Origin of the sequence: Paenibacillus sp. P3E, from assembly GCF_001909045.1 — a bacterium.
Classification (GTDB): domain Bacteria; phylum Bacillota; class Bacilli; order Paenibacillales; family Paenibacillaceae; genus Paenibacillus_AQ; species Paenibacillus_AQ helianthi.
In genome coordinates this window covers 86,090-107,968 of the sequence record NZ_LVWH01000037.1, presented here as the reverse complement: position 1 = coordinate 107,968, position 21,879 = coordinate 86,090, and the positions used below count along the sequence as shown (strand labels likewise).

Below are 21,879 nucleotides of genomic sequence, written 5' to 3'. Positions count from 1 at the left end.
GCTTTATTGTATGAGTTAGAGAAAGTTTTCACAAGAGTTCAACGTTAAATATAAAGGAGAGAAAAGTCATGCGCAAAACTAAAATCGTCTGCACCATCGGTCCCTCCAGCGAAAGCCCTGAAATGCTACGGAAGCTGATCCAAGCCGGTATGAACGTTGCCCGCCTGAACTTCGCCCACGGAGAGCTGGACGAGCACGCGGAGCGTATCCGCCGCATCCGGGAAGCAGCCAAAGAGCTGAACCAATACGTTGCCGTCCTGCTCGACATCAAAGGTCCGGAAATCCGCATCGGCAAAATGGCCTCGGACTACGCGGAGCTGGTACCGGGTGAAGCCGTGGTTCTGACCACCGAGGAAGTGCTTGGCACCAAGGACCGCATTCAAGTCACCTACAAGCAGCTGCCCCAAGATGTGAAGCCCGGCAGCATCATCCTGATCGATGACGGTCTCATCCGTCTGGAGGTCGTACATGCGGAAGGCACCGAGATCACCTGCCTCATCAAGAACGGCGGCAAGCTGAAGCAGCGCAAGGGCGTCAATGTTCCCGGCGTCCAAACCAGCCTTCCCGGGGTCACCGAGAAGGACGTCCGGCACATCAAGTTCGGCATTGAGCAGAACATCGACATCATCGCCCAATCCTTCGTCCGCAAAGCCGAAGACATTCTCGAAATCAAACGTATCCTCAGCGAGCACAACGCCGGCCATATCCAAGTCATCGCCAAGATCGAGAATGACGAGGGCGTGGAGAACCTGGACGCCATCCTGAGCGTAGCCGACGGCCTGATGGTAGCTCGCGGCGACCTGGGCGTAGATCTACCGGTGGAGGACGTGCCGCTGGTTCAGAAAGAGATGATCAAGAAGTGCAACCTGGCCGGTAAACCCGTCATCACCGCCACCCACATGCTGGAGTCCATGCAGATGAACCCGCGTCCGACCCGTGCGGAAGCGGGCGACGTCGCCAACGCCATCTTCGACGGCACTGATTCCGTTATGCTGTCCGGCGAATCCGCTGCAGGCAAGTACCCGCTGGAGTCTGTCGAGACCATGGCCCGCATCGCCGCCCGCGCCGAGTCCGCAATGGGACGCTACGGCCGCTGCAGCTGTGAGGGCGAAGGGGCTTCCACCGACGTAACCGGCGCCATCGGCGAAGCCGTTGCCCATACGGCCCTCGTGCTCTCCGCCAAGGCTATTCTCGCCTTGACCGAAAGCGGCTTTACCGCCCGCACCATCGCCAAGCACAAGCCGGCTGCACCGGTCATCGCTGTATCCACCAAGGAGAGCGTACTGTATGCCCTGTCCTTGACTTGGGGGGTAACCCCGCTGCTCCGCAGCGAGTCCGCTTCCAGCACTGATGCAGCGGTAGCAGCCGCCGTTGAACTGGCCAAGTCGGCCGGCTACGTGCAAGATGGCGACCTGGTGGTCATCACCGCAGGCGTCCCTGCAGGCCGCACCGGAACTACCAACCTGCTGCGGGTTCACCAAGTAGGCGATGCGCTCTAAAAAGTAAAACAATCCGTAGCAGGAGCCTATCGCACCTGCTACGGATTGTTTTGTTATACCCTTTTTGTTTTACCCTGCGTCCCTATACAAGCCTTCCTGCTGGCACTAACGATAATTTACCGTCTTCCATCCGGTATACCTTATCGCAGTAGGTGAGCATCCGGTCATCATGAGTCACCATAATCGCCGCTTTATGGCGTGTTCTTACCTCATGGGCAATCAAGGAGACAACCTCATGGGCGCGTTTGGTATCCAGGCTTGCTGTAGGCTCGTCGGCCAATATGACATGGGGATCGTTAATTAACCCCCGGGCAATGGCGGTACGCTGTTTCTCGCCCCCAGACAGCTCCTCCGGGTAGCTCTTCAGCTTGGCGCCTAGCCCTAGTTCTTCAAGCAATTTTACGGCAAAAGCTTTATCAGCTGCGGCAACTTTTCCCGCCATCCGCTTCACCACAAGCAACTGATCAAGAACATTCAGGTATGGAACCAAATTTGAGGCCTGCATGATGAAGCCAATCTCACGCAACCGGATGTCCGATAGTTGGTTGCCTGACAGCTTCGATATATCCTGCCCATTTAATATAACTTCTTGCCCCAACCAGGTTCTGCGATAACAACTTAAGCTGAAACCCCTCATATCCGTGTTGCAGGAGCAACTGCTTGGTCTGGTCCAGCAACTCCGATTTGGTAAAAGCCTGCTTTCTTCCCATGTTGATCACCGCCCTAACTGTTCAGTAGTCTCATTGTAACAAAAAATTACGCTTATTGTATTTTCCCAGTTCAAAACTCAACACAGTCATTGAAAATATGATTAGTATGAAATATCATACTATTATGTAGATTGTCTATCAAAGGAGAGATTGATGATGCATCAGAAAAAAGAGAATAGTCATGGATTCGGGCATGGCAAAGTGCTGGGAACCACATCAATGGGTGAGAGAGGACAAATTGTTATTCCTAGAGAAGCAAGGGAAGAACTTGAACTCAAGCCAGGAGAGAAATTCATCGTTTTCGGGAATAAGCGCAAGGGAGCCGTCATTCTGGTCAAAGCAGAAATGTTCAACAAATTTGCGGATTTCTTCATGAGCGCTTCGAAAAAGTTTGAAAGTATGGCCCAAGCGATCTTCGATAAAAACACTACTATTCCTGAAGATGAGGATCATGAACCTGAGGTCGATGAAAAAGGACCTGAGGCCGACGAAAAAGGATGAGCGAATTCTTTAAATTGATGAAGGATCTCCGGTTCAGAAGAACCATGCGGATGATTTTTAAGTTCGCTTGGGATTTCTGGTGGCTGGGCAGGCAAAAGCATTTTATTTCGGGACGGCGCTTTGAAGCGAAAACAAAAGCCTTATATCGAAAACAGGCAACGTATTTTACGAAGACCGCCATGGATATGGGTGGTTTAATTATCAAGCTTGGGCAGCATGTGAGTGCGCAAGTGGATATTTTGCCGAAGGAAATGATTGATGAGTTGTCAAAGCTGCAGGATTCCGTAGATTCCGTAGATTTTTCCGAGATACAGCAGAAGGTAGAGCGTGAACTCGGAGCATCCATTAGCGAGATTTTTGCTGAGTTTAGTCCAACTCCTATCGCAGCGGCTTCCTTAGGACAGGTACATCGGGCGACATTACGGACAGGTGAAGACGTTGCAGTAAAAGTTATGCGTCCCGGGGTCGAGGACATTATCGCCATTGATTGGAAATCCATACAAGTTGCTATTCGATTATTAAAACGCTGGACAAAGATGGCAGACTTCATGGACCCTGATGCGGTGTATGATGAGTTCCACGACACCGTGATGGAAGAGCTCGATTATCAAAAAGAGGGACAAAATGCAGAGGAATTTCAGCTGCAGCTTATCCATCGGGATGATGTCGTCGTTCCAGCCATTCATTGGTCCTATACCACTTCTAAGGTTTTAACCATGGAGTTTTTGGAAGGTGTAAAAATCAACAATTTTGCCCAGCTTGATGCCTGGGGTGTGGACCGGACAAAATTAGCGAAGTCACTGATCGAAATCTTCGTAGAACAGATTCTATTAGAAGGGTTCTTTCACGCAGATCCGCACCCGGGCAATGTTCTCGTACAGCCTGACGGCACCATTGCATTAATCGATTTTGGAATGGTTGGACGAATTGCCGATGATATGAAGGCGCAGATGGTAGCCCTTCTAATGGCCGTGTATTTAAAAGATGCTCACGGCGCCATCGACGCCCTTACCCGTTTGAGATTTTTAAGACGAAATGGAGATTTAGAGGTATTTTCAAGGAATCTTACGTCATTATTTGAACAAATCAACGGGGATACGTTTGACCTCAGTTTTGTGACGTCAGGTGACAATGCTGAAGAATTAAGGGATTTCCTCTACTCTCAGCCCTTTCAATTACCTGCAAATACAACATTTTTGGGGAAAGCGATAGGCACGGTGTATGGGCTTTGTACGGGACTGGACCCTGAGCTTGATTTGATTGGAACCGTTAAGCCTTATGTTGAAGAGGTTGTGCGCAGCGATCTGCGGGGAAGTGTCTTCTCCAACGTTGTAGATGAAGGCAAGAATCTTCTCAAGGGAATCCTTCCTACAACCAAGAAGTTCATTTCGGCAGTAGATAAAATGGATAGCGGAAATTTACGGGTAAAGCTATCAAGTTCCTTTGAGAACAAATTGATAGATACGCAAAATAGGAATACAGGGCGAATTATTGCAACCATCATTGGAGCGGTATCCCTTCTGACTGCTACAAACATGTGGAATGAAGTGAATCATATGGTTTCTTATGTGCTCGGAACTTTGGGGCTGATCATTATGCTTAGCCAACTCAAAGTGAGAGAACGCCGCCGTGATGTAAGACATGCAAGGCAGATGAGAGCCATGCGTGAAAATAGCAGATTAGAGAAGCCAAAGTTTAATTCGCATGAATAACTCCCAAGCACAGAGGAGCTGACCCAAAAGCCATGAGATGGCTGCTTGGGTCAGCCCTTTTTACCGAATCCTGGCCTTTAGAGGTGATATTGACTTTTAAAGTCTAATATCTCGTCAACGGCTTGATAATACCCGCCTGCCTTTCCAAAGGACTCCCTAAGTCTTGCGGCAACTTTCTTGAAAGATGAGTGGCCCATCACATGGTCTACAGCTTCACGCAGTTGATTTACGGTCAAATTTTGCATTTGTAATTGAATGCCTGCTCCGATGTTGGCGACTTGCCTGGCAATGACCGGCTGATCCGCGCTTTGTGGAATTACAACCAGAGGAACCCCATAGTGGAGACTTTCAACAGTACTGTTCATTCCGCCATGAGTAATGAATAATTTCGCGTATTGTAAGACATCCGTTTGTGGAACGTAATTTTTTACAATGAAGTTTCTAGGAACTTCTCCTAAATCTGAAATTTGAACCTTATTTCCAATGGCCATAACAATAGAATGATCTGTGTTCTTAAATGCCTCAAAACAAAGCTTATAAAAATCGATGGCTTGGTTAAATACCGTACCCAGTGAAATGTAAATGAGGTTCTTCCCCTTGATTGCCGGTAAGTCGAGGTTTTCTTGCGTGAATCTCGAAGAGATGGATGGACCCACAAATTTATAAGTTTGGTCGAATGCTTCTTCACCCGGTTGAAACTCTCTGGTTGTATAAACAATTGTAAGCGGCGCAGGATTACAAAACACTTCGTAAGGAGAATGGATCTCCACCTCGTATTTTTCCCTTATCATTGCCGTCAGGCTTTGAAATTTATTGTATATAGGTTTAGCTATTTCTGTTGAGACATTCGTGAAAAACGGTTCCAGCATATTATCGAATGAATCTTTTGTCTGTGCAAAAGAAGTACAAGAGTTGACTGCAGGAAGCTTAAGAATTTGAGCAAGTAAATGTCCGCAACCAAACATGGAATCATGGATGATGTAATCGAAATGCTCTCCTTCGATCTGTTCAAGAACGCTTGGTATGACGATATCTGCCGTAAGTAAAAGACCGTTAATTCTCTCGAGTACATAGTCTCTCCCGCCTGAGATAAAGGCTTTTATAAACTTTTGATCGTCAAATGTCCGTACCGAAGCCCCCGTCTTCTCCATACGCTCCCGGAAAGCTTCTACACAAAAGTACACCACCTCTTCCCCACGCAGAATAAGCTCTTGCACAATTCCGATCGTTGGATTGATGTGCCCCTCTGATCCGCCATTAATAAATAAAACACGCGCCATATACACCACTCCTCAGAGTTTTGTTAGCATATACTTCTTCGATTTACTTCGTGCACAACTAGCTTCGGAAGCATACGCTTAAGTATACTGTACTCTAGACCGGGTTAGAATTCGATGCACCCCAAAGCAGCCTCGCCCGTTCCCTTATGATACGGTTCACCGCGCTGTCTGTAACGGCAAGTTTTAAGGCCATCCTGATAAAGAGTACGAGTGACGATTCCCTTCTCCTCAAATAAACGCAAGCGGTTTGTCAAAGCTTTCGGACTGATGGGCTGCAGCTTGCGGCGTAGTTCCCCAACTCAGGTTAGATTGTCTTCAAGTAATCAGACAGTGGCTGTTGGTTCCAGATTTGAGCTTCAATATATTCGATATAGGGGCCCATGCCTTCCCAAAGCGCAGTTCTCCCCTTATCTTCCGGCGCACCGTAAATATGCCTCAGCCTATCCAAGTCAGAGAGGGTAAAGATTTTACCGTGATACTGGGATTGATAATGAGCAGATTCCTTGTCCATTCCAAGCCAGTAGGTAACCATACTATCCGGATACGTGAAGCTAATATCTCCGTGCGAAAAAATTGTAAGCGGAACACGCAGGCTGCTTAATTCAAGGAAGGACAAGTTTTCTTCCATCCAATGAGAGTAGCCGAGTACTGCATAGAGTGGATAGTTTTCCTTGGGTTCTCCTCCCTTTGCTATAAATTCATTCTTCACCCATTGTTCAACCTGTCTTCTGTTATTCATATATTGAGCCGGCTCCTTGAATCTATCAGCTAATGGGTTATCCTCATACAGAGACTCCATAACGGCAATCGCTTCTGCATCGCATAATGCGGATAAGCTGCGGAACGGCGGGTCACCTTGTCTGTAATAATGCGTCAGATATGTAATCATGATTGTTCCTCCTTAATGACTACTCCCAGCATTGCACTACGCTTCAGTACATGATACATTTCCTCCAGCATGACTATCGCCTCGTCAATGGTCAGTTCGTGCGAATTCATATGGATCATGACCCCAATTCCTAGCCAATACGCCGAAAGCTTCTTAAACAGTTCCCGAGCCTTGGTTGTGTTCATGGTACATAGCTGTGGGTCGAGCTGTAAGAACGCATTATAGATCTCCTCCGCAATGATGTCATTATTGTTCCTGGTGTAGTCACTGCTGTAATCGGACAAAAACAATAAACGAAAAAGCTGCTTCTCGGATTGAGCAAAAAGCAAACAACCAACCGCCAAGTTCATAGCAGGCTCATTTTTTTCATTGTTGTAGCTTTTGATCTCTACTAAAGCGTAATCAACAGCACGTCTGAAAACATTCTCTTTGACCTCTTCCATGCTCCTGTACAATCGGTATACCGGTTGAGTAGAGCATTTCAGTTTTAGAGCGATATTTCTGGCTGTCAGTATCCCGAATCCCTCTTGTCTGGTCAACTCAAACGCTGCATTGGAAACCTGTTCTTTAGTGACCTCTGCTTTTGGAGGCATTTTTTCCAACTCCCCATACAATAAGTATATAAAATAACGAATGTTATATAACGTACGTTATTATCGTTTCAGCAAAATGTCAATATGATTTTTTGTTCCGGCAAATACAGCAGCAGAGCAGTTTCTTACGGTAAGTATACAGAAGTTCGTATCTTATTGTTTCGTACAACAAACAAACTCGCAAGTGCCTGTTTACGCAACCTTTTACATTGAACGTGATCCAATCTCAGTCAATGGTTGGCATGATGTAAATACAGGCTCGTGCGAGCTTTTTTTAAAAAAACTTGCCCCTACTTATGATACGGTTCACCGTGCTAGCTGAAGGGGCAAGTTATTAATTCTGATCGAACTAATGTATACTCTCCTGAACACCCTAGATGTGACTCGTTTTGTGCGAGGGGGATGGTTCTCTGAAAGCACAAAAATTCCGGGCTTTAAGTAGTCTTGTTTGATTTACGCACTACTCACCGCCACCTTCTCCCCCTGCCTCCTTCCGCCACTCCCGCGGGGTCATGCCCGTTAGCTTGTTGAAGATTTTGCTGAAATAACGACCGTCCGGGTACCCAACCCTCTCAGCGATGGAAGCGATCTTGTACTGTTTGTTCATAAGCAGGATTTTGGCGTTCTCAATGCGGACCCGTTCCAGATATTCGGACTGATTCTCGTGAAACACCTGTTTGAAGCGGCGGGAGACATATTCACGGCTCAGGAAGAACTGGCCTGCGATTTCCTGGAGCGACAGATCGTGCATATAGTTAAGGTCAATGTACTGCTTGATCGAATGGATGACGTTGTATTCCCGGATTCGGGAATCTTTCAGAACCTCGGCGATTTCCAGAAAAGCGTTCGTCCATTCCCTCTGCCATTCCTCCAGCGATAGCCGGCCGTCCGGGCCGATCGGAAACAGCCACTGGGAGGAGTTCCGGGCGGATTCGCCTGCGGCCCGGTCCGTGTCCTGCAGCAAATGGCTGCGGAGCAGTTCAAATTCATACCGCCAGTACTTCAACTGTTCCCAGGTCACGGCATGCAGTTGTTCAATCGCCTGTACCCAATTGGTGACCGCGCCCTTGATCTGGCGTTGCTCCCCTTTGTGAATAGCGGCCGAAATCGAGCTGCTGTAATCGGCCAAGACGATTCTTTTGTCAGAGGTGGCGGCAGGAATGTCGTCATAACTGTGAATCCAGGTGTTCGGTCCCAGAAAGGAAACGGAAAGGGCTGTCTGCAGCATCTGCTGAAATCCGGTGTGAATATCCTGCGGGAAGGAGACCCTGCCGCTGCAGGCAAAATGAAAGCGTGCTCCAAGCACACGGTACAGCGCCTCGTTGATGGCTGTCAGCTTCCTGCTGTTGCCCCCAAAATCACCAGTCAGCAGCAGAAGGATACCATTATTGGGATCGGCATGCTTAAAGGCATATCCATTCCTGGAAGGACCGATAACCTCATTGCAGATGTTAAGCATTAAAAAATACAGCAGGTCGATATTCCTTCCGAATTTCTCCAGTACAATGCGCGGCAGCGGATCAGAGATCAGCATCACGAGCTGGCATTCCCGGACGGCGGACCACTCGAAGGATTCCTGAAGCTCATCAGCGACGATAGAGTAGCCATCCGGCTGTGAAACAACGCCTGACAGCATTTTGTCCCAATACATAGGCAGGGTTTTGTTGATCTCGACATCCCTGCGGATATTCAGAAGCCGCGCTTCAGCATCTTTCAGCCACGTATCCACCGCATTGCGGAGTGCTTCGAGCAGTTCATTGCGGTTAATCGGCTTAAGCAAGTAGTCGAGGCCGCCGTGCCTCATCGTCTTGCGGATATAGGTGTAGTCGGCATAGCCGCTGATCACAATCCTCTTCGATTCAGGCGCATGCTCCCCGATCCATTGCAGAAGCGTGAGGCCGTCCACATTGGGCATTTTCATATCCGTAAAAATAATCTCCGGCTGCTCACTTCGAATCAGCTCCATAGCCGCTGCCCCGTCGCAAGCTTCCATCACATCGGTGATCTGAAAATCTTCCCACTGGACCAGAAGCCGGATTGAATCTCTTACATCGGTCTCATCATCCACGATCAGTACTTTCATAGAGCCTGCCGTCCTTTCGTTGCGGGATTCTGATAACTACATAAAAGCCCGAGGGCTGGACCTGTCCTATCGATACCCCGGCCTCGTCGTTAAAGAACAAAGAGAGTCTGGAGATCACATTGATCAGACCGATACTGCCCCCTACCGTTCCTCCGGAGGCTTCTTGCTTCATGCGCTGCTTCAACCGCTCCAGGTTCTCCGGCGTAATGCCAAGCCCGTTATCCCGGATTGAAAGAGTCAGCCCATCTTCGCCGCTTTCCAGCTTAATGTCTATTTCTGCATTTTGCATCGATTCAAATCCATGCTTGAAGCAGTTTTCTACAAGAGGCTGCAGGATCATTTTGGGTACAAACAGTTCCAGAGCGGAAGGTTCGGCAATGTCAATGGTGCAATGCAGATGTTCCTTGAACCGCTGCTTCTGCAGTTCCAGATAGGCCTCCACATGAGCAATCTCTTTGGCGAGAGGGACAATGGACTCCTCGGTGTTCATAGTGTAGTGCATCATTAGCCCGAGCGAAGAGGTCAGCTCGTAAATCTTGGGCACCTTGTTGTGCAAGGCCACAGATCCGATGGACTGCAAGGTATTAAAGATAAAATGCGGATTGATCTGAGCCTGAAGCGCCTTCAGCTGGTTATCCTTGCTGACAAGCTCCAGCCGGAGCTCCCGCATGATCAGATTGTCGATCGTATCGACCATATTCTTGATCGCGCTGCCAAGAACACCGACCTCATCGCTGCGTTCCGAATCCACATCAAACTGCAGCTTCCCCAATTTGATCCGCCGGATCGACTCGGTCAATTTCTTGATCGGGGTGGTTAGCTTAAGCGACACGTACAGCGTCGCCGCAATTGAAATGACCAGAAAGCTTATCAGGACAAGCACATTCATACGAAGCACGCGTGACGCGTTGTTGTATAGATAGCTGTCCGGAATCTGCTTGGCTACAATCCAGGTCCGCCCGAACAGCTCAAATCTCTCGAAGACGACAATCCCTTGGAAGCCGCCGTTCTCATGCCAGTAAAAATGGCCGGAGCCATAGCTGTAGCGGGCATGCTCCAGCCAGGCATAAGACGGCTTTTGCCCAATCTGGCTTTCCTCGGAGGCATAAATGACGGTACCGGTATCATCCAGAAGATAGATATTTTCTTCTCCCTTGTCATAGAGCATGTTCATGATATTACGAAAGCCGTCAAGCTTGAAGTCGATGGATACTATGCCGACCCTCTCTTTAAGCGGCGCCCGGTAGATCGGGCGATGAATGGTAAAAACCGTGTTTGACGGGCTGTAGGGGAATTCCTCCATGCCGTAATTATGCGACTTATGGGGCGGCTCCAGATAGGGATCATTTTTGTCCACCGGTTGAAGGAAGTGGCCGTCAAGACCGGCGTTGCCCGCCGTCCGCTTCAGATAGCCGTTGATCAGCAGCCAGGATTGATGGGTCAGGTCGGAGTAGAGATAGACCTGCTGAATATCCTTGGCCGACTGTTCAATGGCATGAAGACCGGAGTAAATATTAATCTCGACCAAAAAATCGCTGTAGCCCCGAATCAGGATGTTATAGAGGCTATTTGGCATTTGAATATTGTTATATACGTAGAGGGAAATGCTGTTCATCCCGCTGAGCAGATTGCTCAAGCTAGTAGTCCCTTGCCGGACCGTGCTTGAATTTTCCCGGATAGCGTCTTCTTTTAACGAGTGCTTGGTATAGAAGTAGGAAATCAGGATAGATGCGGTGATCGGCAGGAGGATGGCGACCATCAGAAACATGCTCAACTTATAGCGGATGCTGCGGCGGAATTTCATGGCGGTCCCCCTCGCTCTACGAATTGGTTAACAGTCTAGCACCGCCTTGCAGTAAGGTCAATAGAAAGCCCCGGTGCTGAAATGGATATATGACCCATATCACGATTTTACACATTTTTGATCAACTACGGCTGTTTTTCGCTTGTGTGGCAGCAGCTATACTGAGATTGTAAAGCGCTTTCAAGAAAAACAAAACAGGGAGGTTATGGTATGAAACGATTTTGGTCCCTATTCTTGACCGGCTCCTTAACCATCGCAGTTGCACTGTCCGGTTGCTCCGGTAATAACTCCAAGGCAAACGAGACGACGTCCGGAACAAAGGATGCCGGCAACGCAGGAAAGGATGAGATTACCCTCTACACCATTCAATCCACGAATCCTAAATTTCAGGATTGGCTCAAAGAAGCCGAGGAAAAGAGTGGCGTGAAGATCAACTGGGTCGCCGCGCCGACCGATTCGGACACCCGCCAGCAGAAGGTATCGACGATCCTTTCCTCAGGCGACAATACCGTTGACATTCTTGAGATCAATGATGAAATGGCAACCTCTTTTAAAAATGCCGGTTGGCTGGAGCCGCTGCAGGATACGGTCCTGACCGATGATGTGCGGAAACAGCTGCCGCAGGGCTATATGAAGGATATGCTGACCTCAAGCAAAGGTGATCTGATCGGCGTCCCCAGCTATACCGGTTATCTTGGCCTATGGGTCGATCAGAAGAAGCTCGATGCCGCAGGCATGACTTCCATTAACAACGAAGAAGACTTTGTGAAATTTCTGAAAGCGACGACCAAAGACGGTCAGTACGGATACGGCGGCTCCTGGGAAAAGACGTATGTCTTCAACGAAATCGCGACCTTCGTCAATCTGTTCGGCGGCGATTACTTTGACTGGAGCAATGAAGGCAGCCGCAAGGCGGTCAAATTCATGTACGACATGGCCAATACCTGGAAGGTCACACCGGTCGATCAAATTGCGGACAAATATGAACAGATGAACCAGAAGTTCATCGACGGGAAATATGCTTCCGTCTTCATGTGGGGGACCGGTACAGATTACAAGCAGGCGAACCGCTACGGTGAAGATCAGATCCATATGATCAATATGCCGGAATTTGCGAAACGAAGCATCTTCACGGATTCCTGGAGCTATGTCCTGAACTCGGCTTCCAAGAACAAGGACGCTGCCATCAAATTCCTGAAGTATGCCGCCAGCGAAGACGGTGAATTGAACGGCTGGAAGAACTTTGACCGCTATCCGGCCAGAGCGGATGTCGCGGCCAAAGAAGAGGTTACCGGAGACATCAAGACTATTTACAACGAGATCCAATCGACCAACGAAGTGCATGGGCGTCCGATGCTGCCGCAGACGATGGAGTTCATCTCCGAGATGGGAACGCTGTTTCAGAACTACATCCAAGACAAAATTACACTGGATGATTTCTGTAAAAAAGCACAGGAAGCCGTTGAACGTTACAAATAATCAGGGCCATTTCCCGGCAGCATAAGCAGGCGGATCTGTAGATGCCTGCTTATGCTGCCCGTATTCTACGGATATGGCTATCCTGCGAGGAAGGTGCGTTTTATGTATGCCAGCAAAAAATATTGGATGATTGCCTGGATTCTTGTACTGCCAGCGCTGCTGATCCGGATCTTCACGACCATATATCCCATTATAGAAACCTTCCATATCAGCTTGTTTGAGGTCAAACTGCTGCAGGGCATCCGCAAGTTTATCGGCTTGGATAACTATATTCAGCTTTTCCACGATTCAAAAATGATTACCTCTATCCGGTTTACGGCCATTTTCGTCGTAGGATCCATGATTGGCCATATTGTGCTCGGAATCATCCTGGCGCTAATTCTCAATATGAAATTCAGAGGACAAAAGGTACTCCGAACCATCGTACTGCTTCCCTGGGCCATGCCGATGGTCGTGATCGCCATGGCGTCCAAATGGGCATTCAACAACGAATATGGCCTGATCAATGACTTTATCCGCCGGTTCGCTCCTTCCTTCAATCTGGACTGGTTGATCTACACCAATACAGCCCGCAGCGCCGTAATCGCCGTGGACCTATGGAAGGACCTGCCCTTCTTCGCCATTCTGGTGCTGGCCGGTCTGCAATTCATCTCCTCGGACATGTATGAGGCCGCCAAAATTGACGGGGCCGGAAGCATCCACTCCTTTTTCAGCATTACGCTTCCGCTTATTTCCAGGAACATTCTGATGCTCAGCATATTCTTCACCATGTGGCGCATTACTTCCTTTGATGTTGTATACGCGATGACAAGCGGCGGGCCGGGTGAGAGCACCGCACTTATTGCCTACCGGGTAACCACCGAAGCGTTTACGAATCTGAATACCGGCTACGCCGCTTCGATTGCCGTCGTGCTGTTCCTGGTGATGGCTGTACTCAGCGGGCTCAGTATGTCGGCAGCCAAACGCGTAGACTATTAAGGAGCGATATCCTATGATCCCCAAAAACTCCAGATCTGTGCCGCTGACCCTGACCATATGGGGATTGGCTGCCATTGTCGCATTTCTTATTCTTTTTCCGCTGTGGTGGATCTTTATTTCATCCATAACACCGGCCGGAGAGCTATTCTCCAAACCGGTCAAGTACTGGCCGGCCCATCCGACCTTGGACAGCTACCGTTATCTGATCAAGAATGTGGGCCTGTTACCCAAAATAGGAAATACCGCAATTATTGTGGGGCTCTCCATCCTGATTGGTATGATCATCTCCGTCATGGCAGCCTTCAGTTTTGCCCGTTTCCGCACCAGAGGATTATCCATTGCCGTCGGCTTCCTGCTGGCCTCCATGCTTATTCCCGATGTGGTGACCGCGCGGCCGCTGTATGACTTTCTGCGCAGCGTCCATTTATACGATACGTATACTGGCCTGATTATCCTGTATATCAGCGGTATTCTTCCATTCACCGTCCTGATTCTGCAAAACTATCTGAATGATATTCCGGTCTCCATAGAGGAATCCGCCTCCATTGACGGCTGCGGCTTTTTTCAGTCGATGTTCTATGTCACGATTCCGCTCCTGAGACCGGCGCTGGCAACAGTATGCATCGTCAACTTTATTACCTGCCTGAACAACTTTTTTACACCGCTGTTCTATTCCAATGGCATCTCTGTGCTCTCAACAGCAATTACACAGCTGCCTCTTAGAGATAATATGTACGCGGTGCCCTGGGATCTGGTTAGTGCTATGGGCTGGATTATCATCTTGCCCATCATTATATTCGTCGCCATCTTCCAGAGACAGATCATGGAAGGTATTATGGCCGGCGGCGTCAAAGGCTGATTACCCGAGAGGAGAAGAACAAATGAATATGAACCCGTTTCAGGGAGGACTGTCGTCACTCCCTCTGATCAAGACCGGCAGAAGCCGGGCCATCAACGCAGAGAATCCGCACGGTGAAAAAGGAAAAGGAGGGATGGCCTCCGGCCCTCTCGGCCCCTCCCGCAAAGGCTCGCCCTGTATCCGGGACGTGGCGCCCGGGGCGACAGTAACGCTGGCCGAGATCAGCGGCCCTGGCATTATCGAACACATCTGGATTACGGTGACTGATCATACCGAAGCAGATTCTTTTGTTCTGCGCGATCTGGTGCTGCGCATGTATTGGGACGATGAAACGGAGCCTTCCGTTGAGAGCCCCCTGGGCGATTTCTTCTGCAATGGCTTCGGGAGAGGCTGCACCGTCAATTCCCAGCCGATAGTTGTAAATCCGACAAGAGCATTCAACTGTTATTTTCCGATGCCGTTCCGGAGCACAGCAAGAATTGAAATCGAGAACCAGCATGAAGCGCCAATTCCCGCCTTCTTCTATCAGATTGATTATTGCCTGCATGACGAGCTGCCTGAAGATACGGCTTACTTTCACGCGCAATGGAAGCGGCAGCGGATCACGGATAAAGCGGAGGATTATATCCTTCTCGACAACGTCAAAGGCCGCGGCCAATACGTCGGAACCTACATGGCACTTACCACACTGGAACGCTACTGGTGGGGAGAGGGCGAGATCAAGATGTATATCGACGGCGACCGGGAGTATCCGACCATCTGCGGCACCGGCACTGAAGATTATTTCGGCGGTGCCTGGAGCTTCGCGACTCAAAAGGACGGCAAGACGATCGAGAACACGTACTGCACGCCATACATGGGCTATCCCTACTATTCTAGCCATGACGAGGCCGTCCATAATCTGTACCACAATGACGATGCGCCACCCATGCGGGGATTTTACCGCTGGCATATTCTGGATCCTATCCGTTTCCAGGAGGATTTGAAAGTTACAATTCAGCAGATCGGCGTGTACAAGAAAGGGCTTTTCGAACGCCAGGATGACGTAGCATCGGTCGCCTATTGGTATCAAACCGAGCCGCATCAGCCTTTCACACCGCTGATGGGCAAGGAGGAACGCTGGCCGCGCTAATAAGCGTGATGGCAGGAGCAACGGCTTATTTCCTCTTTGGAGGATGGCGTTTATACTGGATGTGCAGCCATCTTAATTGACGAAGGGATATGCCATGAAGCTTAAATACATGACCTTGACTGCCCTTTTGCTGGTCCTGGCCGTAATTGGCACGGCGTGCCGGGGGAGCAATAACCAAATTGTGAATGGCTCCGGCCCGGCAAGTGCCACCGCAGAGCCGGCCACTACACTAAAGATCTACAATTTCAAGGTCGAAATGGCCGAACAGCTGGACACCCTGGTCAAACGGTATCAGGAGGAGACCGGCGTGAACATTGAAGTTGATACATGCGGCGGCGGCTGTGATTATAGTGCGGGACTCAAGACAAAGTTCAACTCCAATGACAAGCCCGACATTTTTTTTGTGGCAGGTTATACCGATCTCGAGTTGTGGCAGGAGTATCTGGAAGACCTGTCCGACCAGCCATGGGTGGGCGATATGCTTGATTTGGCCAAGCCGGCTATTACAAAGGACGGAAAGATTTACGGGATGCCGCTCGCCCTGGAGGGCTGGGGCTTCATTTATAACAAGGACCTGTTCCGCCAAGCGGGCATCAATTTCACACCAGCCACGCTGACGCAGTTGCGGGAAGCGGCCGACAAGCTTAGGGCGGCCGGCATCCGTCCTTTTGAGAATGGCTATGCGGAGTGGTGGATTCTGGGGAATCATCTGCTCAACACCGCATTCGCCCAGCAGCCAGATCCGGTCGCATTTATTGAACGGTTGAAGAATGGCCGCGCCGCTCTGACGGACAATACGATATTTAAGGAATGGACGAGCCTGATAGATTTGACCGTCGAGTACGGCCAGCCCAATCCGCTGCAGACGGATTATTACACACAGGTTGCCAACTTTGCGAACGGACGTGCCGCCATGATGCAGCAGGGAACCTGGACGCAGCTGCAGATCGACAAGCTCCACCCGAACCTCAATATCGGATTCCTGCCGATGCCTATCAACGATGATGCCAAGGCTATGAACAAGCTTCCTGTTGGCGTTGCGAATTATTGGGTGGTGCTGAAGAACTCAAGAACAGAGGAAGAAGCCAAAGCCTTTCTACGGTGGCTCGTTTCTTCCCGCACCGGCCAGGCGTTCATCGTGGATGATGCCAAGCTCATTCCGGCGTTCCGAAGCATTCCGGCAACCGAAGCTCAGCTTGGTCCCTTATCTGGGGAGATTCTGTCCTATATCAAGGAAGGCAAGATACTCCCCTGGTTATGGCAGCTGTACCCCGGCTACGAAGCGACCACCTCGCTAATGGCCACGCAAATCCAGTCTTATATCGGCAAGAAGATCGGGAAAGAAAAAATGCTTCAGGAATTCCAGAACATCTGGGACGACATGTCGGCAAAAGAAGCAAGCGAATAGCAGGGCTGCAGAAGGGAGATTAACAGTTGTTCATAGCTGCTAATTTCCCTTTTTGTACTTTTTAATCCTTTTTCGAGCAAGAACTTGGGGTCATCGAACAAAAGAAGCGGCTAACGGCGGTGTTGGAAAAGGCGAGAGCCGATCAGCTTTTGCGTGCCATTTGGCGGGAAATTCCTTGGTGCTTCACCTTTACATACAATGATCTATACATTCTGACGGATTTATAACACTTGCCCCCTACTTATGATACGGTTCAACGTAACGGTCATATCGGCGAAAATGAGATAGGAGCTGTTCGCAACAGCTCCTATACCGATTATACTAGAGATAAAATACCTATCTTTATTTTCCAAATAAAATGAATAAATATACACTATCATTTACACATGGCATATTTTACGATATATTCATCCAGCAGTAATTAAGACTTACTCTTATAAAAAAACTTCGTCGGCTGCCGGGGAGAATTTATATGACCGAAATTCAATTTCTTGAGATCTTGCAAAACCATAAAGAAATGATAATCCATAGATGGTTTGATCGTTTATCCCAACATTATCCTGGTTTTTATGATCATGAATTTATTATGAAAGAAACCTATAACTTGTTTCAGTTCATGCTTGATATTGAAATCCCTGTGGAGAGTCATACGCATTTCGCCAATATTCCTACGCTCAGTGAACAATGCTTTCAACAAAAAATCCCCGTTGACCACATCATCTTATTCAATCAGTTATGGACAGACACTCTCTTATTTTTCGTTGAACAGCATGAGCACGGCAAAATCATCCCAATCAAGTTGATTCGAACAATACTCCAGAGAGTCTTTGAATTCGAAAGATGTTTTGTAATCCATTACTCTAAATTTACGAATGAACTGTTGGAAAAGCAAGAAAAAGCACTGGCTGAACTTCACGAGGCAAGATTAACGGTTGTCGGGTAAATGGCTGCTAGCATGGCCCACGAAATTAGAAATCCTTTGACCACGATTCTTGGTTTCTTAAGGTTAATAAGACGAGATAATTTGAAAAGCACCACGATTTCCTATCTAGATATAATAGAAAAAGAATTTCAGAACATACAAATGCAAATCACAGGATTTCTAAGTTTTTCTAAAAGGGGTGCCTTTGAAGAATCTTATGAAATCATTTCAATAAATTCCTTAGTTCATTCCGTCATCGACATGGTTACATCAAGGCTAATTGATCACAACATTATCTTACAATTAAATATCGGAGAAGACATTCAACTCAATTTACAAAAAACTTCCATTCAACAAGTCGTCTCCAACATTATTAACAATAGCATTGATGCTCTTTCAGAAATCGAAGAAAATAGAACGTTAATCCTTATGGGCCAAAGATTAAGAGACATATATGTCGTATCGATCGCGAATAATGGTCCCCAAATTCCAGAGGCCATTCAAAATAAATTGTTTGAGCCCTTTGTTACAAGTAAAAAGCATGGTACAGGGCTTGGGCTATCCATTTGCAAACAGATCATGACTAGAAATTTAGGCGATATCACATTTGCATCCAACCCAAAAGAGACAACATTTGAGATCATTTTTCGTGTGCCAGGGTGATCATGAGATTTCTGTTGAAAAGCAGTCGGCCACTCAAAAAGACCTTTCCTTACTTCTGACACGTTCACTGCGATGGTTGAAGCGGCAAGTTTAGAGCCGCCCAGTACTGGTCGGCTCTTTCTTGTTCTTTAACCAAAGTTAACCGGGGCATTATCAAAGAAATACTCTTCACCATAATACCCTGTACCCGGAATACCCCAATTGCAGAGTCTGCCGTCCGGGCATTTATATACACCATACTCTGACTTCTGCAGCTGCTGGTTTCGCTCCCGGCTACCTACACGATCTCTTTATTAAAATGTCCTCTTGTGTCTGTTTCCTGATTAAAGACAGCAGTATTCATTGAGCCATTTAATTTACCTGACGCCATATGAATGACTTCCACAACCTGCTCTTTGGATTCTACTGTGAAGTTTAATCTGAGCGCCTCGATTCCTTTGATGTTTGGTAGCTCATCCAGAAGATTAAGCGTCCTCGCATTAAGGAGAGTAGTTGTACAATCATTATGGGAAATGATAGGGAACGTTCCTTGCTCATCTTTTAACCCATAGCTCTTCGTTTTGCAAATTCTGCATTGATTCATTTTTTTCATCGGACAATATTTTGTAAACATCAAAGGAGCCCTGCCATATACAATCATTTCCAGTGCAGGATAGCCGTCATTTTCTTCAACATAGGCATTCCTTAAATCTTCAATTTGGCTCTTATTCAATTCATAAGATAAAGTGACTCGTTTTGCACCTAATTTATATAATTCATAGCAACTAGTAGCATTAACAACATTTAGAGAATAGTCCGTAACAAACGGATTCGTGTCTCTGTAGTGATAAATTCCGCCATATCCTCCGATGAGCAGCTGCCCTTCTTTTTCCTTATAATCAATCTGATTTCTTCTAACCACATTTTTAAAATAGATTTCCTTAATTCCACAGCTTACACAAGCCTCGTACTGCTCTTTAGTCGTTACAGAGGCGGTAAGGTATGGTTCTTCAGGGGCAAAGCTTATTTTTTCTTTTGCTTCCAAAGCCTTGGTTCGTTTCTTTTGGCTGTTAAGCTTCAAGTCATATAAGCCCAGTACAATATCCCTTCTTGCAGCATTTAACAGTTTAGCTGGAATAAACGCATTGCATTCTTCATATTCCACATGATTAAGTTCGAATATCGTATCATTTAATCTTGAAAATTGCTTGATTACCTGGTCTTTTGTTGTTGGATTATTAATGGCTTCGCCTAGTATTTCCTCGCTTTCATATGAATAATTAAAGCCTAAGCCCTCCGCATCTATGAAAAGCTTTGAATCTGGAGATGCATATACTCTAATATCGAGGTTAAACCGCTTAAATTCTTTTTCCAGTGATGATTCTAATTCTTTGTTATAGAAATAATCCTTCGTTTTATATACTAAATCTCCCTTAGACACCTTTTCTTTGATTTTGATATAGCAGACATCATCTGCTTTGTTGATTAATTCACCCTCTTGATCGTACAGTTTGGCAACAGCCAGATTAACATCTTCATTGTTGTGACTTATTCTGATGGTATCGTTTTGATTTAAAGTACGTGTAAGTGTTATTTCATACATGTCTTTAACAATCTTGCTGATGGTTCCAATTTCATAACCAAAGTGATTAGGTCTTAAAATGTTTGTAATATTTCTCCTATCTTCGTGAAACAAATATCCTTTAGTAAATGTTCTATTGAATGTTTTTTTCAGATTTTCTTTATCTTCGTCGGTTATTTTATGATCTAAGGCCATGCGATATTTGGATACCACATTAGCAACATACGTAGGCACTTTCATTCGGCCTTCGATTTTTAAAGAATCGATTTCTTTTAAATCCTCGATATAGTCGATTGTGTTTAAGTCCTTGGTAGATAGAATATGGTTTTTCCCTAAAGATGTACCTGTTGTCTTATCCATGAGTTCATACTCCTTACGGCATGAACCCACACATCTTCCGCGATTTGCGCTTCGATTGCCCATTAATCCTGACATTAGACAGTTTCCCGAGTAGGATACACATAAAGCACCGTGAACGAAAATTTCTAAAGGGATCTCAGCTATTCTTTTGATCTCTTTTACTTTTTCAATCTCAACCTCACGGGACAGAACCACTCGTTTAGCACCAAGTTCTTTAAATAATAAAGTTCCGTCTACATCGTCGATTCCCATTTGAGTTGAACAATGTGCTTCCATATCAAGAAAGTTTTTAACGATATAATCGAAAGCAGTCAGGTCCTGGACGATAATACCATCCACACCGATTTTATTTAATTCGTGTATCTGCTCTTTCATCTCTTCAACTTCGTTTTCAAAAACGATGGTATTCATTGTAACATAGAGTTTAACATCCCTCAGGTGCGCATACGTAACAGCCTCTTTTAACGATTCAAAATCAAAATTAGATGAGTATGCACGTGCACCAAATTTTTGCATTCCTAAGTATATTGCATCACAACCATTAGAAATTGCAGCTTTTAAAGCCTCCATATTTCCTGCTGGAGCTAATAATTCAGTCATTTTTTCCTCCTTGTGACTCATAAGTTACACGCCAGTCAAACTCAGCACCATTGATCATAAAATAAGAACTACACTTAAGCTACGGCAAAAAGCACAAACCAATGGTTTGTGCTTTTGCATTCTTTCTTTGTCACTCGGCACTCCTCTTGATGATTCGTGCGAGGCTTATTTATTGAGCTGCTTGGTTAAGGGCGCTTAAGAATATCTCAATGGGTTGTGCGCCGGAAATTGCATATTTTCTATCAATGACAAAGAAAGGGGCTCCTGTTATTCCCAACTGTTTTGCTGTGGCTTCATCTGAACGTACTTCGTTAGCATATTTGGATGGATCCTGGAGAACTGCCATTGTCTCGTCCCTATTCATTCCAACGGATTCTGCAATATCTGCTAATGTATCATGATCGCTAATCAGCTTGGCTTCCGTGTAATACGAATAGAACAGCTTCTCGGATAATTCCTTATCTTTACCAACCGATTTGGCATATTGGGTTAGACGATGAGCATCAAACGTATTGGTGGGCTTCATTCCGTCGAAATTATACACCAGACCCATCATCGCCGCTTGTTGTCCAAGCTTAGCATTTGCCTCTTTCGCTTGCTCGATACTCACACCATGTTTCTCAGAGGCCATTTGATGCATATTTTTGCCTGAGTACAATGATGCTTGCGGATTAAGTTCAAAGCTTCTATATTCAATCACCACTTCATTCTGATGAGCGAATTGCTCCAGTGCAGATTCTAACCGCCGTTTACCAATATAACAAAATGGACAAACATAATCTGACCATATCTCGATTTTCATTTCGAAGCCTCCTTCACTAACCACTAACCGGTGAATACTGCATT

Annotated in this window: 18 protein-coding genes and 2 pseudogenes; 10 read left to right on the top strand and 10 right to left on the bottom strand. The window is 46.9% G+C overall.

Annotation, left to right across the window (positions count from 1 at the left end):
- Positions 1-68 precede the first annotated feature (68 nt).
- Positions 69-1,499 (top strand): pyruvate kinase, encoded by a 1,431-nt coding sequence (gene pyk / locus A3842_RS05920; RefSeq protein WP_074100753.1) that lies wholly within the window; start codon positions 69-71, stop codon positions 1,497-1,499.
- Between the two features lie 82 nt (positions 1,500-1,581).
- Here pyk and A3842_RS05915 read toward each other — a convergent pair.
- Both A3842_RS05915 and A3842_RS05910 read right to left on the bottom strand, forming a co-directional pair.
- Positions 1,582-2,088 (bottom strand): annotated as a pseudogene (locus tag A3842_RS05915) (ABC transporter ATP-binding protein); the annotation flags it as partial.
- Entirely contained in the window at positions 2,018-2,209 is a 192-nt protein-coding gene (locus A3842_RS05910; RefSeq protein ID WP_256701538.1) for a hypothetical protein, read from the bottom strand. The gene A3842_RS05910 and the pseudogene A3842_RS05915, both read right to left, overlap by 71 nt.
- Before the next feature lie 156 nt (positions 2,210-2,365).
- On the opposite strand from A3842_RS05910, the gene A3842_RS05905 reads away from it, so the two are divergent.
- On the top strand, positions 2,366-2,710 hold the full coding sequence (locus tag A3842_RS05905) for an AbrB/MazE/SpoVT family DNA-binding domain-containing protein (RefSeq protein ID WP_074100752.1): 345 nt from the start codon (positions 2,366-2,368) through the stop codon (positions 2,708-2,710).
- A gap of 44 nt (positions 2,711-2,754) precedes the next feature.
- Entirely contained in the window at positions 2,755-4,422 is a 1,668-nt protein-coding gene (locus A3842_RS05900; protein WP_178382298.1) for an ABC1 kinase family protein, read from the top strand.
- A gap of 77 nt (positions 4,423-4,499) precedes the next feature.
- Here A3842_RS05900 and A3842_RS05895 read toward each other — a convergent pair whose 3' ends face one another.
- From A3842_RS05895 to A3842_RS05870, 6 genes and pseudogenes are all read right to left on the bottom strand, one after another.
- On the bottom strand, positions 4,500-5,702 hold the full coding sequence (locus tag A3842_RS05895; protein WP_074100750.1) for a macrolide family glycosyltransferase: 1,203 nt from the start codon (positions 5,700-5,702) through the stop codon (positions 4,500-4,502).
- A gap of 104 nt (positions 5,703-5,806) precedes the next feature.
- A pseudogene (locus tag A3842_RS31885) lies at positions 5,807-5,986 on the bottom strand (hypothetical protein); the annotation flags it as partial.
- A 20-nt stretch (positions 5,987-6,006) separates the two neighbouring features.
- Positions 6,007-6,591, bottom strand: coding sequence for a hypothetical protein (locus A3842_RS05885; RefSeq protein ID WP_074086006.1), 585 nt, complete (start codon positions 6,589-6,591; stop codon positions 6,007-6,009).
- Entirely contained in the window at positions 6,588-7,184 is a 597-nt protein-coding gene (locus tag A3842_RS05880) for a TetR/AcrR family transcriptional regulator (protein WP_074086007.1), read from the bottom strand. Before A3842_RS05880 ends, A3842_RS05885 begins: the two co-directional genes overlap by 4 nt.
- 460 nt (positions 7,185-7,644) lie before the next feature.
- On the bottom strand, positions 7,645-9,267 hold the full coding sequence (locus tag A3842_RS05875; protein WP_074100749.1) for a response regulator transcription factor: 1,623 nt from the start codon (positions 9,265-9,267) through the stop codon (positions 7,645-7,647).
- Positions 9,245-11,071 carry a cache domain-containing sensor histidine kinase gene (locus tag A3842_RS05870; protein WP_074100748.1) on the bottom strand — a complete coding sequence of 609 codons (1,827 nt, stop codon included), beginning with the start codon at positions 11,069-11,071 and terminating at the stop codon, positions 9,245-9,247. Before A3842_RS05870 ends, A3842_RS05875 begins: the two co-directional genes overlap by 23 nt.
- Before the next feature lie 210 nt (positions 11,072-11,281).
- Between A3842_RS05870 and A3842_RS05865 the strand changes: the two genes are divergently transcribed.
- From A3842_RS05865 to A3842_RS05835, 7 genes are all read left to right on the top strand, one after another.
- The gene (locus A3842_RS05865; RefSeq protein WP_074100747.1) at positions 11,282-12,550 is read left to right on the top strand and encodes a sugar ABC transporter substrate-binding protein; all 1,269 of its coding nucleotides are present in this window, start codon (positions 11,282-11,284) and stop codon (positions 12,548-12,550) included.
- A 102-nt stretch (positions 12,551-12,652) separates the two neighbouring features.
- Positions 12,653-13,528, top strand: coding sequence for a carbohydrate ABC transporter permease (locus A3842_RS05860; protein ID WP_074100746.1), 876 nt, complete (start codon positions 12,653-12,655; stop codon positions 13,526-13,528).
- Positions 13,529-13,541: 13 nt separating this feature from the next.
- Positions 13,542-14,387, top strand: coding sequence for a carbohydrate ABC transporter permease (locus A3842_RS05855; RefSeq protein ID WP_074100745.1), 846 nt, complete (start codon positions 13,542-13,544; stop codon positions 14,385-14,387).
- 22 nt (positions 14,388-14,409) lie between these two features.
- The gene (locus A3842_RS05850; RefSeq protein WP_305953373.1) at positions 14,410-15,519 is read left to right on the top strand and encodes a glycoside hydrolase family 172 protein; all 1,110 of its coding nucleotides are present in this window, start codon (positions 14,410-14,412) and stop codon (positions 15,517-15,519) included.
- Positions 15,520-15,613: 94 nt separating this feature from the next.
- Entirely contained in the window at positions 15,614-16,927 is a 1,314-nt protein-coding gene (locus A3842_RS05845) for an ABC transporter substrate-binding protein (protein WP_143186169.1), read from the top strand.
- A gap of 472 nt (positions 16,928-17,399) precedes the next feature.
- On the top strand, positions 17,400-17,870 hold the full coding sequence (locus tag A3842_RS05840; RefSeq protein WP_074100744.1) for a hypothetical protein: 471 nt from the start codon (positions 17,400-17,402) through the stop codon (positions 17,868-17,870).
- 12 nt (positions 17,871-17,882) lie between these two features.
- Entirely contained in the window at positions 17,883-18,512 is a 630-nt protein-coding gene (locus tag A3842_RS05835; protein WP_218618653.1) for an ATP-binding protein, read from the top strand.
- 277 nt (positions 18,513-18,789) lie between these two features.
- Here the strand turns inward: A3842_RS05835 and A3842_RS05830 are convergent, their stop codons facing one another.
- Together A3842_RS05830 and A3842_RS05825 are read right to left on the bottom strand one after the other, a co-directional pair.
- Complete coding sequence (locus A3842_RS05830) at positions 18,790-21,033, bottom strand: U32 family peptidase (protein WP_074100742.1); 2,244 nt, start codon at positions 21,031-21,033, stop codon at positions 18,790-18,792.
- 169 nt (positions 21,034-21,202) lie between these two features.
- Complete coding sequence (locus A3842_RS05825) at positions 21,203-21,835, bottom strand: DsbA family oxidoreductase (protein WP_074100741.1); 633 nt, start codon at positions 21,833-21,835, stop codon at positions 21,203-21,205.
- Positions 21,836-21,879 lie beyond the last annotated feature (44 nt).

Bases quoted from the DNA above. Each gene is read 5' to 3' on its own strand.
- pyk (WP_074100753.1), top strand. From the start codon at position 69: ATGCGCAAAACTAAAATCGTCTGCACCATCGGTCCCTCCAGCGAAAGC.
- A3842_RS05910 (WP_256701538.1), bottom strand. From the start codon at position 2,209: ATGGGAAGAAAGCAGGCTTTTACCAAATCGGAGTTGCTGGACCAGACC.
- A3842_RS05905 (WP_074100752.1), top strand. From the start codon at position 2,366: ATGCATCAGAAAAAAGAGAATAGTCATGGATTCGGGCATGGCAAAGTG.
- A3842_RS05900 (WP_178382298.1), top strand. From the start codon at position 2,755: ATGCGGATGATTTTTAAGTTCGCTTGGGATTTCTGGTGGCTGGGCAGG.
- A3842_RS05895 (WP_074100750.1), bottom strand. From the start codon at position 5,702: ATGGCGCGTGTTTTATTTATTAATGGCGGATCAGAGGGGCACATCAAT.
- A3842_RS05885 (WP_074086006.1), bottom strand. From the start codon at position 6,591: ATGATTACATATCTGACGCATTATTACAGACAAGGTGACCCGCCGTTC.
- A3842_RS05880 (WP_074086007.1), bottom strand. From the start codon at position 7,184: ATGCCTCCAAAAGCAGAGGTCACTAAAGAACAGGTTTCCAATGCAGCG.
- A3842_RS05875 (WP_074100749.1), bottom strand. From the start codon at position 9,267: ATGAAAGTACTGATCGTGGATGATGAGACCGATGTAAGAGATTCAATC.
- A3842_RS05870 (WP_074100748.1), bottom strand. From the start codon at position 11,071: ATGAAATTCCGCCGCAGCATCCGCTATAAGTTGAGCATGTTTCTGATG.
- A3842_RS05865 (WP_074100747.1), top strand. From the start codon at position 11,282: ATGAAACGATTTTGGTCCCTATTCTTGACCGGCTCCTTAACCATCGCA.
- A3842_RS05860 (WP_074100746.1), top strand. From the start codon at position 12,653: ATGTATGCCAGCAAAAAATATTGGATGATTGCCTGGATTCTTGTACTG.
- A3842_RS05855 (WP_074100745.1), top strand. From the start codon at position 13,542: ATGATCCCCAAAAACTCCAGATCTGTGCCGCTGACCCTGACCATATGG.
- A3842_RS05850 (WP_305953373.1), top strand. From the start codon at position 14,410: ATGAATATGAACCCGTTTCAGGGAGGACTGTCGTCACTCCCTCTGATC.
- A3842_RS05845 (WP_143186169.1), top strand. From the start codon at position 15,614: ATGAAGCTTAAATACATGACCTTGACTGCCCTTTTGCTGGTCCTGGCC.
- A3842_RS05840 (WP_074100744.1), top strand. From the start codon at position 17,400: ATGACCGAAATTCAATTTCTTGAGATCTTGCAAAACCATAAAGAAATG.
- A3842_RS05835 (WP_218618653.1), top strand. From the start codon at position 17,883: ATGGCCCACGAAATTAGAAATCCTTTGACCACGATTCTTGGTTTCTTA.
- A3842_RS05830 (WP_074100742.1), bottom strand. From the start codon at position 21,033: ATGACTGAATTATTAGCTCCAGCAGGAAATATGGAGGCTTTAAAAGCT.
- A3842_RS05825 (WP_074100741.1), bottom strand. From the start codon at position 21,835: ATGAAAATCGAGATATGGTCAGATTATGTTTGTCCATTTTGTTATATT.